The following is a 14,675-nucleotide window of genomic DNA, read 5'->3' as shown; positions in this document are numbered from 1 at the left end:
ACGGCTCCGTTGGCGGCTTTGCTGCTCAGGCGGGCGCGGGTGTATCGGCGGGACCGCGGGTGCGGTCCCCGTGGTCGTGCGCGCCCGCAGGCGCCGCGCCGCGGCCGCCGGGGTGCGGCGCCCTGCTACTCGTCCAGCGACAGGCCGCGCTTGTTGCGCGTGGTCCAGTCGCGCATGCGCTGCGGGTAGCCGACGACCTGCACATCGTAGACGGGCGCGGCCAAATTGCGCGCAACCTTGCGGATCACATCGGGTGAGCCCACCCGGCGGCGGATCCATTCGCCGTCGGTGGCGACGGCCACCGCGGTGGTGCTGGTGGCGAAGGTCTCGGGCTCCACGAAGAACTCCACGCCCACCCTGCTTTTCTGAAAGTCCATCAGCGCGCGGATGTCGGAATCCTCGGCCGCGCGGTCGAAACGGGCTTTGCCGCGCCGTTTGGCCTTGCGGAGGCCGAACCTGTCTCGCCATCCCATATGTAGTCGCGTCTCCCGTCACTGGCCCGAGATAGGGCGGATTCGTGCAAGCTGCAAGCTCGGCCCCGGCCGGTGCTCCCGAGTCTATCCGCAGCGATCCCGGCCGTTTTCTGCGTTCCCGTCACCTGAGAGTGACTGAACTGCTACTTTCGGTTGTACGCCGGGCGGTGTGCGGCCATGCGCACCGCCGGCCGGTCCGGGCACCGGCACACGATCAGGGGGAGTCCGCTTTCGATGGCGCTGTGGAGATGGCTGAGCGAGACCGCGCGTGAGCTCCGGGCCGACGGCCGGACCGAGCTGGCCGAGCATCTGGTGCGGCTCGCGCAGATGGCCGCCGACGGCCACGCCGATGCGGCCGATGCGGCGCTGCCGGCCGCGGCGCGGGCGGCAGCCGCCGATTCCGCACCCGATTGGGCCGCCGCGCTCGTGGGGCACTGGCCGTTGGCCGCCCGTGTCGGCGACCGGGCCGAGGGGGAGTCCGCGCTGCCCGCGACGCTGCTGCGGCTGCGCGCTTCCCACCCCGACGGTGCCGGTCCCGGTGCCGGAGCCGCCGCCGGCTCCGGCGGCGCTGACACGGCGGCCGGCTGCGTTCCCGCCGCGTGTGCGGCCGAACCCGTGCTGGCCTGCTACGCCAACATCGACGGTCCCGGACACGTCGTCGACCGCGCCACCCTCGTGGCCCAGGGGCTCGCCCACGCCCAGCCCGGCCAGCCCGCGTGGGAAGCACTGGTCCTGGCCCAGGCCGACATGCTCATCGACGACGAGCGTCCCGACGAGGCCGTCCGCGAACTCGACACCCGCGCCGCAGCGGTGCGCTCCGCCGGCAGCGACGTCAGCCTTTCCTACGCCTTCGGCTACGTGCGCGCGCTGCGCCACCAGGACCGCTACGACGATGCCCTCGCCGTCCTCGACCGGGTCGAGGACGGTATGACCGCCGCCTGGCCCGGCGGTGCTGCCCGGGCCGCACCGCGCCGCCGCACCCGCATCGAGCGAGCCCGGTTGCTGGCGTGGCTGGCGCGCACCGGCCGGCACTGCCCCCAACAGGCCCGCGCGCAACTGCCGGACCTGCGCGAGGCCGACGCCCACCCCCGCCTGCGCCCGGCCTGGGCCGAGGCGGCCGAGAACCTGGTGGCAGCGGGTGCGCTCGACAACGACTGGCGGCTGGGCACCGCGCTGACCTCGTGGTCGCGCTACTTCGAACAGGTCGGCGCGCACCGCCTCTGCCTGCGCCTGTGCCTGATCGCGGCCCGGCTGGCCGCCGCCCGCGACGCCCGGTGGACCACCGACTGCGCGCTGCGGCGGGCCGAACGCGCCTTGCAGCGGGTGCGGCGCGCCGCCGAAGAGGCCGGCGACCTGGACGAGATCCGCGCCGGCGCCGCCCGCCGCCCGCGCCGCGAGCTTCCCGCCCCCGCCGCGGAGGTGCTGCCGCTGCTGCGCAGGCAACCCGCCGGCGAGGTCGACCCCGAAAGCCAGGCCGACCTGGTGCTGGCGGCGCTCGCGGAGCGGCCCGGCGACTCGGCGCTGCTGAACGCGCTGGGCCAGGTGGGGCGCACACTCTCGCTGGCCGACGCCGCAGCCGAGCAGCACTGGCCGCGGGTCAGGTCGGTGCCGGGGGACCAAAAGGCGGCGCTGTCACTGCTGGAGACCCTGCTCGCCGACAAGGACACCGCCGGGTTGCGTTCCCTGGTGCGCATCATCACCGCGGCCGCCGCAGGAGTCCCCGGCGCACTCGATGCACCCGGGGCGCCGGGCGGGCCCCGGGGCGACCGCGGTTCCGGCACGCCGGCGCTGTCCGACCCGGCCGGCGCGGCCGCAGCCGCCAACTGACCGGCGGTCGGCCGCCGTCCGTCAGACCTGCGCCCCGCGCGCGAGGGCACCGCCGGGCGCATAAGCCAGGGCCGCAGGAGGCAGTTCGGCGGGGCGGCCGCTGGCCAGTACCGCCACCGTGCCGGTCAGCGGGAGGTCGGGGGCCGCGGGTACGCCGAGCCTGCGCAGGGTCTGCGCGGCGACCGCGTCGGCGGCGGTGAACAGTTCGGCCCGTCCGCCCAGTGCCGCCGCGATCTGCGCGCCGACCAGGTCGTAGTGCGTGCAGCCCAGGACGACCGCGGCGGTCTGCGGCGGGGTGAGATCGGCCGCATAGGCGATCGCCGCACCGATCTCGCCGGGATCGGCCGTTTCGACCGCCTCGGCCAGGCCGGCGCAGGCCACCGGCGCCACCGGGACGCCCTGGCCGAACTCCTCGATCAGCGCCTGCTGGTAGCGGCTCTTGGTGGTCGACACGGTGGACCACACGGCCACGGGACCGCCCCCCGCCACGGCGGGTTTGATCGGCGGGACGGTGCCGATGACAGGGATGTCCGGCTCAAATGCGGACCGCAGTGCCGTCAGCCCGTGCACCGAGGCCGTGTTGCACGGGACCACGATCGCGTCGGGCACGGCGCGTTCGCTCGAACCGGGTTCGGCGGAAAGGGCGGCCCGGGCTCCGGCGAGCACCCGGCCCACGATCGCCTCGGAGGCGCGGGCGCCCCACGGCATGTGGTCGGGGTCCATGGACAGTACGAGGTCGGCGTCGGGCCGCGCCGCACGCAGGGCGGCTGCGGTCGACAGCATCCCGATCCCGGAATCGACGAAAGCGATGCGCACGTTGGCCGATCTTACGCCGCGCCGCCGGCACATGCCCGCCGCGCGGCCCCGGCGCCGTGCCGCGCGCTCCCGACCACCCGACCACCCGACCGCGTCCCCGACACCCCGAACCGGTCCTGAACCGTGGCCGGCCTACGGAGGGCGGATGGCGACACGCCAAGGCCGGATCCGGCCGTATCGGGCCGGGGCGGGGTATCGATACAACGGGTATTGGGCAGAAGTCGTGGAGCGGTTCCGCGTCCAACGCGGCCGAAAAGCCGTGTGCGCTGGGTGCGGGGGCGCAGCGTGACCGAAAAGGCGGGTTGCGCTGGTCACACCGCCCACCGGGGGAGCGGGTCCGTACCGGGGCATAGGCTGTCGGGCGGCCTGCCGCTCTTAAGGCAAGTGCAGCACAACAGCAGCGGCGCAGCGGCGCCGATCGGTTTGAGAAGCGGGTGAGAGCGATTCGTCAGTCATCGCAGCAGGACTTCGCCGGTCACGCCGAGGCCGTTCAGCGGCTCCGCCGCGACTATGCGCACCTGCCCTCCGACGCGCCCGTCCGCCTGGCCAAGCCCACCTCGAACCTGTTCCGCTTCCGCGACACCTCCGACGCGCCCCGGCTGGACGTTTCCGCGTTCAACTCGGTGCTGTCGGTCGACCCCGTCGAACGGGTGGCCGAGGTCGGCGGCATGACCACGTACGAGGACCTGGTGGCGGCCACCCTGCCGCACGGCCTGATGCCGCTGGTCGTGCCGCAGCTGCGCACCATCACCCTCGGCGGCGCGGTCACCGGGCTGGGGATCGAGTCGTCGTCGTTCCGCAACGGCCTGCCGCACGAGTCGGTCGAGGAGATCGAGATCCTCACCGGCTCGGGCGAAACGGTCACGGCCCGCCGCGACAACGAGCACAGCGAGCTGTTCTACGGCTTCCCCAACTCCTACGGCACGCTGGGCTACAGCCTGCGGCTACGCATCGAACTTGAGCCGGTCAAGCCCTACGTGCACCTGCGCCACCTGCGGTTCGGCGCCGCCAAGGAGGCCATGGACGCCTTCGCGCGGATCTGCGCCGACGCCGAGTACGAGGGCGAGCCGGTCGACTTCGTCGACGGCGTCGCCTTCAGCCCCGACGAGCTGTACATCACGCTGGCGTCCTTCGTCGACCAGGCGCCCTGGACCAGCGACTACACCGGCGCCGACATCTACTACCGGTCCATTCCGCGCTACGCGGGCCCCGGCCCGGGCGACTACCTCACTGTCCACGACTACCTGTGGCGCTGGGACACCGACTGGTTCTGGTGCTCGGGCGCCTTCGGGCTGGGCAACCAGGCGGTGCGGCGGTTGTGGCCGCGGTCGCTGAAACGCTCCGACATCTACCGCAAGCTGGTCGCGCTGGACCGGCGCACCGACTTCAGCCGGCTGCTGAACCACTACCGCGGCCGCCCGCAGCAGGAGCCGGTCATCCAGGACGTCGAGGTGGATGTCGAACGCGGCGCGGACTTCCTCGACTTCTTCCACTCCGAGATCGGCATGTCGCCGATCTGGATGTGCCCGCTGCGGCTGCGCGGCAGCGCTCCGCCGGCCGGCGGGCGCTCCTACGTGTGGCCGCTGTACCCGCTGGAGCGGGAGCGGCTCTATGTGAACTTCGGGTTCTGGGGAATGGTCCCCATGCAGCCCGGGCAGCGCCGCGCGCACCACAACCGGGCGGTTGAGGAGGAGGTCTCCCGGCTGGGCGGGCACAAGTCGCTGTACTCGGACGCTTTCTACTCCGAGGACGAGTTCTGGCGGTTGTACAACGGCGAGGGGTACCGGCAGCTCAAACAGGCCTACGACCCGGATGGTCGGCTCCTCGACCTCTACGCCAAGTGCGTCGGCAACAGATGAGACGCCGGCCCACCGCGCAACGTGGGCGGGCGTGGGTGAGAAGGGAACAAGTATGCGCCTAGCGGAGATCTTCGAACGCGTCGTCGGTTCGGAAGCCCCTGTTCGGTTCCGCGCCTACGACGGCAGCTCCGCCGGAGACCCCGACAGCGACACCACGCTGGTCGTGCGCACTCCGGTGGCGCTGAACTACCTCGCGCAGTCTCCGGGGGCGATGGGCCTGACCCGCGCTTATGTGTCGGGCCACATCGACCTTGAGGGCGACATGTACACCGCTCTGAAGCGGATGTCCCAAGTAGCCTTTGGCGACGGGCTGCGGATGCAGCCGGCCGAAATGGCGCGGATCGTGCGCAGCATCGGTTGGGTCAAGTTCGTCAACCGGGTTGCGCCGCCTCCGCAGGAGATGCGCCGCAGCCGGCTTTCCGGGCTGGGCCTGCGCCACGCCAAGGGCCGCGACGCCGAGGTGATCCACCACCACTACGACGTTTCCAACGCCTTCTACGAGCTGGTGCTGGGCCCGTCGATGACCTACACCTGCGCGGTCTTCGGCAGCGACGACACCTCGCTGGAGCAGGCCCAGTTCGACAAGCACGAGCTGGTGGCCCGCAAGCTCGGCCTGGAAGCGGGCATGCGGCTGCTCGACGTCGGCTGCGGGTGGGGCGGCATGGTCATCCACGCCGCCCGCGAGCACGGGGTGAAGGCGCTGGGGGTGACCCTGTCCAAGGAGCAGGCCGACTGGGCCAGCAAGCGCATCGCCCAGGAAGGGCTCTCCGAGCTTGCCGAAGTCCGGCACATGGACTACCGCGACGTTCCCGACGGGATCTACGACCGGATCAGTTCCATCGGCCTGACCGAGCACATCGGCAAGAAGAACCTGCCGGACTACTTCGCCGGACTCAACGACAAGCTCAAGCCGGGCGGCCGGCTGCTGAACCACTGCATCACCCGCCCGCGCAACGACCTGCCGGCGATGAAGCCCGGTGGTGTGATCAACCGGTACGTCTTCCCCGACGGCGAGTTGGAGGGGCCGGCCGAGATCCAGTCGGAAATGAACGACGCCGGCTTCGAGATCCGCCACCAGGAGAACCTGCGCGAGCACTACGCCCTGACCCTGCGCCACTGGAGCGACAACCTCGACCGCAACTGGGACGAGGCGGTCCGCGAGGTCGGCGAGGGCACGGCCCGGGTGTGGCGGCTGTACATGAACGGCTGCATCCTCGGTTTCGAGCAGAACGTCGTCCAGCTGCACCAGATCCTGGGTGTCAAGCTCGACGGCACCGAATCGGGCATGCCGCTGCGGCCGCGTTTCGAGTAACCGGACCGTTTTCGGGACCCTGGCCGGGGGCCGTCCCAGCAGCGCCGCACGGTGCCGCCGGGACGGCCCCCGGCCGCGTCCACCGCCCCACCGCGCCGCTCCCGCGGATTTCGCGCGGCGCAAACGGACGGCACGCAGGCCCGCCGCGCGCCCGCCAACGGTGCGGCTGCAGGCATGATGGGGGTATGCCTGGCACAGACGACACGGACCGCATCAAGCAGCTCGCCATCACGCTGGTCGACGCCTACGTCCGCAAGGACCGCGACCTGTTGGACCGCACCGTGACCGAGGTGGGCGACGATACCGACAGCGCCGTCTCGGAGCTCAAGGTCTTCGGCTCCTTCCTCTCACGGCGCGTGCAGGAGACCGGGGTGGTGTGGAAACCGGCCGACTCCCGCGAGGCCGTCGCCTCCACCGTGGCCGACATGCTCCCGCCCGAGGTCGAGTTCGCGGTCATCACCGTGTGGGAGGCGTACTCGGTGGGCGAAGAAGAGGCCGCCGAGCGTTTCACCAACGGCGACCCCGCCATCTACCTGCACATGCTCGCCGCATTCTCCGCGGCGATCGGGCAGGCCGTCTACAACCCGACCGAACTCATCTCGACCCTGCGCATCGCGACCGGCACCTCGGAGTGAGCCGCCGGGCTCCGGGGCGGTGCGCGGCAACGATCATGCGGAAATGCCGTGATCCGGCGCCGGATCACGGCATTTCCGCATGATCACCGGGATCGCTCGGGCGTTTGCTGTCACCCGGCGCTGCCACACTGCTCCGCATGTCTACCTCCCTGACGTGGACCCCTGCCACGAGTGATTACGAGCTGGCGTTGGACGGCACCACACTGAGATGCCGTAACCGGAAGTCCGGCAAGGCCACCGAGTCCGTCCCCAGGGGCGCGCGCGATAGCAAAGTGGGCGAGAAGCTCACCGCGCTGCGCGAGCGGCTGCTGCGCCACGAGGAAGAGTGCCGTTCGACGGTGGAGTCGTGGCTGATGGGCGGCGTTCCGGTGCCGGCCGCACTGCTCGCCCGTGTCTGGCCCGACCCGGTATGGCGGTCGCTCCTGGAGAACCTGGTGGTCGTTGCCGACGGCCGCACCGGGCTGCTGACCCGGGTGAGCGAAACCGGGCAGGCCACCCTGGCCGGCCTGGAAACCGTCGCGACACGCACCCTGCCCGCGGGGCCGGTGGCGCTGCCGCATCCAGTGCTGCTGCCCGACGCCGCGCAGTGGCGCGCTGCGCTGGCGAACCGCGGCGCCGAGCAGGGTTTTCCGCAGCTCGCCCGCGACACCTACCAGCGGCCGGCGTACCCCGCCCCCGCCTCCGCAGCGCCCGACCCCGCCATCGATGCCGCCCCTGGCCCCGACGCCACCGGCCTCGACGACTACGCGGGCACCCGGTTCGAGCAGCTGCGCCACGCCACGGCCCGCGCCGCCCGGTACGGCTTCGTCATGCGCGGCGGCTACGCGGCGTTGCGCGTCGCCGAGAACGGCACCGCCGTCGAGGCCCGCTACTGGCTGGGCGCCGACGACCCCGGACTGCCCGCCGAGACCGGGCGGCTGCTGTGGGTGGACGATGCCCAGCGCCCCATCCCGCTGGGCACGGTCGGGCCGGTGGCCTGGTCCGAAGGTGTCCGCATGGCCGAGCTGATCCGCGCAGGGGGCAAGACCGATGACGCATGACGAGACCGCCCAGACGGCCCTGAACGCGGGCCTGGCGCCCGCCGGAACCCCGGGCGGCGAACCGGTCACCGCACGCAACTACCACCATCCGCTGCTGGGAGCCCGGCCCGTGGTCCGGCTGAGCGGGCAGGCCGCAGCGCCCGCCGACGACCGGATCATGGCCGTGGCCGGGTTCGCCGCCCCCGACGCCGGCGAACCGGTGGCGGCTCGGCACCGCACGGAGCCCGGGTACCCGGAGTGGGCCCTGGTCAACGACCCGGCCAACACGAAGGCCGCGCTGGCCGCGGCACCCGAGATGGAGCGCGCCGCACGCCTGGCCGCACCCAAACCGGGGCCCGCGCTCGACATCTACCAAGAGGTCGCCGACACGCTTCCCAATAACCACCTGCCCGCGTTCTGGGAGCAGGCCGGGCGCGCGTTCATCGCCGCGGGACGCACCAAGCAGGGCTCCCTGATGTTCGGGCGGGCACGTGCCGCCGAGAAACACGCCGGCGGCACCGACCCTGCGCGGCGCCGTGCCGTGTTCCTGGAGTTCGCGCTGGCCGGGGCGCTGTCGGCGAAGGACGTCAAGAACCACGCGGCTGAGCTGGGCAACGCGCCCGATCCCGTCGCCGCCTACCGCGAGCTGCGCGAGCTGGCGGTGCGCCGCACGCTGGGCGGGGTGCCGCCCTGGAACGGCATGTTCAAGCAGCTGGCCAAGCTCGCCAAAGCCGCGGGTCTCGACCTTGCGGATGAGCAGGCGTCGGTGCTGGAGGAACTGCTGGATGCGCCCGCCCTGTGGCGCGCCGCCGACGGCTTCTGGACCGCGCAGCGCAAGGAGCTGCTCGCCGCCGTCGCCCGTTCGGCCGCGGTGCGCCGCCGCCTGGTGTGGCAACTGGTCGAGCTGCCCGCCTCGGACATGGACGCCTGGTGGCTCTCCTTGCTCGACGAGACGGGCGCCGTTGACGAGCTCGGTGAGCGCACCGGCGAGTGGCTGACCGCCGTCCTGCGCCGCTACAGCGGGGACGACCGCCGCCCACCCGAAGCGCCGCAGGACCTGCTGGACCTGCTGCCGCGCCTGGCCCCGCGGATCCGTACCGAAGAGGGCCCGCTGCAGCTGGGCTCCGGAACCGGTCGCGGGCACCGCATCGACGCGGCCGTCATCGGCGCGTGCCTGGCCGCGGGTGTCCCGGTCGCGGATCCGGATCCGCACCTGCTGCTGGGGCATTGGCGGCAGCACCGCCGTGTCGACCTGGCGGCGCTGACAGCCGACGACCGGTTCGCCGACCGGCTGACCGCCTCGGTCCTGGAGGACAGCGACGGCCGGTGGAACCAGGAATGGACGGTCGAGCCGCTGCGGCCCGCCCTGCGGTACCTGACCGACGCCTGGCTGCGCGGAGCACAGGAACGCGGCCTGCAATCAGCTCTGAACTGCTTCCACCGGCTGCACAAGACACTGAGCCGCCAGGCGGTGGCGCAGGTGCCCGACCTGCTCCCGAGACTGGCCACCCTCGACCTGGTGGCGCCGCTGACCCGGACTCTGCGGGCCGGTATCTTCGACGAGCTGGGCTGGGACGCCCTCGACCAAACCGCCCCTGAGCTGGGCGGCGACAACTGGTGCCGGGCCAGCTGGCCGGTGCTGACCGTCCACGACCGCGCCAAGGCAGTCGCGATCGGTGCTTCCGGCCGCATCCTGGAGCACCGGTTCCATGTGCCCAAGGGAGCCAACCGCTTCAACTACGGCGTCTGGGCGTTCTACTCGGCAGGGGAGTTCCAGGTCGGCCACGAGGTCAACGGGACCCTGACCCAGTACTGGTCGGGCGACCCCGGCGAAAAGACCGAAAAGGACGGCGACGGCTGGCGAGAGCGCCACGCGATCGCGAGGGGTTCGACCACCGGCCACACCTTCCTGGACCCGCAGGAGCGGCGGTTCACGGGTGGCCGGCCGCTGGCGGCGGGCGAATGGCGGTTGAGCGGCGACGGCCACATGTTCCACGACGGCGCGGCTTTCTGGGTCCGCACCGGCGACGGGAGGGTGCGCCGCTACGACCCGGGGGCAGGGGAGCCCGGCGGGGCCGAGCTGCCGTGGTTCCTGGACCCGTCGCTGCTGGGCGGTGACGAGCACTGGCTGGTCGAGTCCTCGTCGCTGGCCCCGGCCGTGCCGGGCACGGAGTCCTCTCCGCTGGGGACGGACGGCGCCCACCTCGGTTTCCGGGCCGCCCGCGACCGGCGGACCGGGGAGGTCCGCTACCACCGGATCGACGGCGTACACGGCACCGTCCCGCCGGGCGGCGACGGTGCCCCCTGGGGCCTGCTCGACGTACCGGCATCGGAGGGCCGGCTGCTGCTGGACGGCGGTTACGAGGTCACCGCCCGCGACCCCGATACCGGCGACCGGCACTGGACCGTCTACATGATGGACCGGGAGTGGATCTTCAACGAGCCGTCCGACATGGCCGCGGGCACACCGCGCATGCCGCCCAAGGCGTTCTGGCACTTCCTTGCACCGCGCGACCTGCCCGGCTCGCGCGCACTTCGGCAGATCTCCGAGGACACGGTGCGATCGCTGCTGGCCGTGGCGGCCCCGCGGTCGGCGGCCGCGCTGCGCACAGCCGTCGCGAAGCTGCTGCCCGAGATCACGCACCCGCGGCTTGTGGAGGGAGTCGTCGGCGTGGTCACAGAGGCCGCCGCGCGCATCCGCGACCGCGACAGGCTCATCCGCGTGCTCGGAGGCGTGCCGCACAAGCGGCTGGAGGTCTCGGTGCCGGACCTGGAAGCGGCACTGTCCGGGCTGGTCAGCCGCTACCCCGAGGGCAAAGGCGGGCTGGTGCGCCAGATCGAGCTGGCCGCGGGATTCTTCGGCGGCTCGGTCGACGGCGAGACCGCGGCGGCGCACTGGGGCAACCACGCCAGCGGCGTCGATTGGACCGAGCTTGCGGGCCGAATCGGCGGCCTGGCCGTCCGCGCGGCCGGCGCCCTCACCCCTGATGCCCAGCGCGCGGCGCTGGCCGCGTTGCTGCGGTTCTGGGCCACGTCCCCCCTGGCCGACTCCGCGCTGCAGCGCGGCCTGCTGGACACGGATTCTCCGCAGGCGGTCTCCACCGGCGACGGCGCCTTACTGCCCCTGGACATCCCCATGCACTTCGGCGACTGGGCCTGCTCGCACGACGAGGACGGCAACACCACCAAGGCGTTCCTGCAGCGCGGCGACGTGCCGCGCCCGGCCGGTTTCGTCGGTGTGCAGCCGGTGCCGCGGGGGTGGGGCTCGGCCGACCGGTTGCGCTTGCTCTCCTATGAGCTGGAGCGGCGCGAACCGGTGCCCTTCGACCGCGACGCGGCGGCGCGGCTCGCCGACGGCGCCGGTCTCGACTACGCCGCGGCAGCGCTGCTGCTGACGGGCCTGCCGGGCGTGCCGGAACCCTCCGCGCAGGTCCGCGACGCCTTGGGGCTCAAGGTGACAGAGGCGGCCAAGGCGAGCGAGTTCTGGCGGCGGTATCCCCACACCGCCCGCCTGGAGCTGTACGACGCTGCGATGCCGGAGAACCCGGGCGAACTGTGGGACCAGCACGCCATGGCCGAGCACCTGGCGCAGGCCTGGCGGGAGAGGGCGAGCGGGATGTGACCCGAACGCGCGGGTCGGCGGTGCGGGCCGGATCTTTTGGCCCCGCACCGCCGACCCGGCTGCCGGTGGCGGCGCATTACCGCGGCCGCTGCGGTGACCGCCCCAGACCGGCGGTTCATTGACACAGCGCGCGTTCGTGTAAAGGGTGTGGGTGACGTTTCCGGTATATCCGCAAGGAGCGCACCCTCCATGACCCAGCCGCCCCGTGCTGCCGGCGCACTTCCCGACATCTCCGACATCAACCTGTCCGACAACGCCTTCTGGGCCCTGCCGCTCACCGAGCGCCACGCCGCCTTCGCCCGCCTGCGCCGCCACCCGCCGCAGTTCTTCGCCGAACCCGACCTGGGCCCGGTGCCCTCCGGCGCCGGATACCACGCGCTGGTCACCCACGCCGACGTCGCCCAGGCCAGCCGCGAACCGCACATCTTCGCCTCCGAACCCAGCGCCATCTCCATCCCCGACCTGCCCGAAGGATTCGCGGAGTACTTCGGCTCCATGATCAACCTCGACGACCCGCGCCACGCCCGGCTGCGCCGCATCGTCTCGCGCGGGTTCACCCCGCGCATGCTGGCCCGCTTGGAGGACGACGTGGCCGGTCACGCCGCCCGCATCGTCGACGACCTGCTCGACGCCGGACCCCGACCCGGCGACTTCGTCTCCCGGGCGGCCGCCCGCCTGCCCCTGGTGGTTATCTGCGCGATGATGGGGATCCCGCCGAGCCGCCAGGAGATGGTGCTGGCCAACTCCAACACCGTGCTGGCCGGCAACGATCCCGACTACCTGGGCGGCGACATCGACACCGCGCTCACCAAACTGCTGGAGGCCGGGGCGCAACTGTCGGAACTGCTGGCGGAGCTGGCCGCCCAACGGCGCGCCGAGCCGACCGACGACCTCACCTCCGCCCTGGTCAACGCCAACGTCGACGGCGAAGCACTGACCGACCAGGAGTTGGGCTCCTTCTTCATCCTGCTGGCCGTGGCCGGCAACGAGACCACCCGCAACGCCATCAGCCACGGCCTCAACCTGCTCACCGAACACCCTGAGCAGCGCGACCTGTGGTGGTCGGACTTCGAGACCTACGCTCCGGGCGCCGTGGAGGAGATCATCCGCTACGCCTCACCCGTGGTGTGGATGCGGCGCACGCTCACCCGCGACCACGAGATGAACGGGCACCGCTTCCGCAAAGGCGACAAGGCCGTCCTCTACTACGCCTCCGCCAACCGCGACGCCGCCGTGTTCACCGATGCCGACACCTTCGACATCACCCGCCAGCCCAACCCCCACCTGGGTTTCGGCGGCCCCGGACCGCACTTCTGCCTCGGCGCACATCTGGCCCGGCGCGAGGTCGCGGTGATGTTCCGCGAACTGCACCGGCGCGTGCCCGGCATCCGCGCCGCAGGTCCGCCGCAGCGGCTGGAATCCAACTTCGTCAACGGGATCAAGTCCCTGCCCTGCGAGTTCTGAAGCACACCGACGCACACCTCAGCACGCTGCAGCACCGGCGCCGGCCGGCCCGCGGCACCGCAACACCAGCCGCGAACCGGCCGCGCCCGTCCGGCCGCGCGCAAGAACGGCCCAAGGGCCGTGTATTACTTCACACCGGCCGCGATTTTGCGTAAGTTCCTTACCACCCCCGGGGGATCGCGAGCGGACGGGAGATCTCCGATGGAACGCACCCGCGCCCTGCGGCACCGGGCCGGCGCCGCAGCCGCCGCCCTCACGCTCCTCGCCACCGCCTGCGGCGGCAGCGGCGGCGACGGCGAAGCCCTCGACGTGTGGATCATGGAGGGCACCCACCCCGACGCCACCGCCTACTTCGACGACATCGCCGGCCAATTCCGCGAACAGACCGGATCCCAGGTCAACGTCGAGTTCGTGCCCTGGGCCGACGCCCACGACAAGTTCACCACCGCCATCGCCGGCGGCACCATGCCCGACGTCGCCGAGGTCGGCACCACCTGGACCCTGGAGTTCGCCGGCGCAGGCGCGCTGATGGACGTCTCCGACCGGGTGGGCTCCACCGACGCCTATGTGTCGGGCCTGGCCGAGGCCGGCACGCTCGACGGCGGCCTCTACGGAGTGCCCTGGTACGCGGGAGTGCGCTCGGTCATCTACCGCACCGACGTGTTCGACGAACTCGGCCTGGAGCAGCCCACCACCTGGGAGGAGCTGCGCGAGACCGCCATCACCATCTCCGAGGAGCGCGACGACCTCACCGCCTTCCCGGTACCGGGCGATGCCATGTACCAGATGCTGCCCTTCGTCTGGGGCAACGGCGGCGACATCGCCACCTCCGCCGGCGGCGAATGGACCTCGGGGCTCGACTCTCCCGAGGCGCGCGGAGGACTCTCCTTCTACACCGGGCTCGCGCTGGAGGACGGCGTCTCCAGCACCGGCGCCGGCACCTGGCTGGAGACCGACCTGCAGGACAATTTCATCTCCGGCGACATCGCCATGATGGTCGCCGGCAGCTGGACCCCCAAGGCGATCCTGGAGGAAGCTCCTGACCTGGAGGGCAAGATCGGCGCGTTTCCCATCCCCGGACCCGGCGGCGGCCTGAGCCCTTCGTTCCTCGGCGGATCGCACCTGTCGGTCTTCAACGGCACCGACACCCCCGACCTCGCCTGGTCCTACATCGACCTGGTCACCAACGACGCCAACGCGCGCCGCTGGTCGGAGGCCACCACCTACTTCCCCGGCAAGACCGAGCAGCTGCAGCCCTACACCGACTCCGACGACCCGCTCGTGCAGCCCTTCGCCGAACAGATGAGCGAGGCCGGCCGCGGCCTGCCCGCCACCGCGAACTTCGGCAAGGTGCAGGGCGACATGGTGCTGCAGGCCATGCTGCAGGACATCCTCAACGACGAAGCATCGGTGGAGCAGGCCACCGAGCGCGCCGCAGGCGAAATCGAGAAGACGCTGAACAAGGACTCCTGAACCCGTGTCCGCCCACCCGCCCCGGCCGCCCGGCGCGCCGGATCCCCCGGACACCGCGGACTCCCTGCCCGGCACGTCCGCCCCCGCGGCGGCCCCCGGGGCCAAGGAGCCAGTCGGCGGTGCGCGCCGCCGCGGGCGGCGCACCCGGCCCCGGCTGAGCGCCCGCACCCGCCGC

The 14,675-nt window shown here is 72.2% G+C and carries 10 protein-coding genes; 8 read left to right on the top strand and 2 right to left on the bottom strand.

The features are described 5' to 3' along the window. Positions 1-125 precede the first annotated feature (125 nt). The gene (locus ACYVD5_RS16035) at positions 126-473 is read right to left on the bottom strand and encodes a hypothetical protein (RefSeq protein ID WP_461001852.1); all 348 of its coding nucleotides are present in this window, start codon (positions 471-473) and stop codon (positions 126-128) included. A 234-nt stretch (positions 474-707) separates the two neighbouring features. Here ACYVD5_RS16035 and ACYVD5_RS16030 point away from each other — a divergent pair, with 234 nt between their 5' ends. Next, positions 708-2,300, top strand: a complete 1,593-nt coding sequence (locus ACYVD5_RS16030; RefSeq protein ID WP_461001851.1) for a hypothetical protein — start codon at positions 708-710, stop codon at positions 2,298-2,300. 21 nt (positions 2,301-2,321) lie between these two features. Here the strand turns inward: ACYVD5_RS16030 and ACYVD5_RS16025 are convergent, their stop codons facing one another. After that, positions 2,322-3,116, bottom strand: coding sequence for a glutamate racemase (locus ACYVD5_RS16025; protein WP_461001850.1), 795 nt, complete (start codon positions 3,114-3,116; stop codon positions 2,322-2,324). 434 nt (positions 3,117-3,550) lie between these two features. On the opposite strand from ACYVD5_RS16025, the gene ACYVD5_RS16020 reads away from it, so the two are divergent. The 7 genes from ACYVD5_RS16020 to ACYVD5_RS15990 all read left to right on the top strand — a co-directional run bounded on the left by ACYVD5_RS16020 (position 3,551) and on the right by ACYVD5_RS15990 (position 14,500). Continuing rightward, a complete protein-coding gene (locus ACYVD5_RS16020) occupies positions 3,551-4,975 on the top strand; it encodes an FAD-binding oxidoreductase (RefSeq protein ID WP_461001849.1) in 1,425 nt (474 codons plus the stop codon). Between the two features lie 52 nt (positions 4,976-5,027). Next, the gene (locus tag ACYVD5_RS16015; protein ID WP_461001848.1) at positions 5,028-6,287 is read left to right on the top strand and encodes a class I SAM-dependent methyltransferase; all 1,260 of its coding nucleotides are present in this window, start codon (positions 5,028-5,030) and stop codon (positions 6,285-6,287) included. Between the two features lie 185 nt (positions 6,288-6,472). Continuing rightward, positions 6,473-6,922: a hypothetical protein gene (locus ACYVD5_RS16010; protein WP_461001847.1), complete on the top strand. Its 450-nt coding sequence runs from the start codon at positions 6,473-6,475 to the stop codon at positions 6,920-6,922. 137 nt (positions 6,923-7,059) lie between these two features. Next, on the top strand, positions 7,060-7,962 hold the full coding sequence (locus ACYVD5_RS16005; RefSeq protein ID WP_461001846.1) for a DUF4132 domain-containing protein: 903 nt from the start codon (positions 7,060-7,062) through the stop codon (positions 7,960-7,962). Further along, the gene (locus ACYVD5_RS16000; protein ID WP_461001845.1) at positions 7,952-11,563 is read left to right on the top strand and encodes a hypothetical protein; all 3,612 of its coding nucleotides are present in this window, start codon (positions 7,952-7,954) and stop codon (positions 11,561-11,563) included. The genes ACYVD5_RS16005 and ACYVD5_RS16000 overlap by 11 nt, the downstream gene beginning before the upstream one ends. A 189-nt stretch (positions 11,564-11,752) precedes the next feature. Further along, the gene (locus ACYVD5_RS15995; RefSeq protein WP_461001844.1) at positions 11,753-13,027 is read left to right on the top strand and encodes a cytochrome P450; all 1,275 of its coding nucleotides are present in this window, start codon (positions 11,753-11,755) and stop codon (positions 13,025-13,027) included. Positions 13,028-13,228: 201 nt separating this feature from the next. Then, positions 13,229-14,500 (top strand): sugar ABC transporter substrate-binding protein, encoded by a 1,272-nt coding sequence (locus ACYVD5_RS15990; protein WP_461001843.1) that lies wholly within the window; start codon positions 13,229-13,231, stop codon positions 14,498-14,500. The last annotated feature ends 175 nt before the right edge of the window (positions 14,501-14,675 follow it).

Source organism: Streptomonospora sediminis (genome assembly GCF_054778995.1).
Note: the sequence above shows the minus strand (reverse complement) of the source record. Positions and strands in the feature narration are given on the sequence as shown.

What these genes read in the sequence shown, in the direction of transcription:
- ACYVD5_RS16035 (WP_461001852.1), bottom strand. Translation starts at nt 473, where the DNA reads ATGGGATGGCGAGACAGGTTCGGCCTCCGCAAGGCCAAACGGCGCGGC.
- ACYVD5_RS16030 (WP_461001851.1), top strand. Translation starts at nt 708, where the DNA reads ATGGCGCTGTGGAGATGGCTGAGCGAGACCGCGCGTGAGCTCCGGGCC.
- ACYVD5_RS16015 (WP_461001848.1), top strand. Translation starts at nt 5,028, where the DNA reads ATGCGCCTAGCGGAGATCTTCGAACGCGTCGTCGGTTCGGAAGCCCCT.
- ACYVD5_RS16010 (WP_461001847.1), top strand. Translation starts at nt 6,473, where the DNA reads ATGCCTGGCACAGACGACACGGACCGCATCAAGCAGCTCGCCATCACG.
- ACYVD5_RS16005 (WP_461001846.1), top strand. Translation starts at nt 7,060, where the DNA reads ATGTCTACCTCCCTGACGTGGACCCCTGCCACGAGTGATTACGAGCTG.
- ACYVD5_RS16000 (WP_461001845.1), top strand. Translation starts at nt 7,952, where the DNA reads ATGACGCATGACGAGACCGCCCAGACGGCCCTGAACGCGGGCCTGGCG.
- ACYVD5_RS15995 (WP_461001844.1), top strand. Translation starts at nt 11,753, where the DNA reads ATGACCCAGCCGCCCCGTGCTGCCGGCGCACTTCCCGACATCTCCGAC.
- ACYVD5_RS15990 (WP_461001843.1), top strand. Translation starts at nt 13,229, where the DNA reads ATGGAACGCACCCGCGCCCTGCGGCACCGGGCCGGCGCCGCAGCCGCC.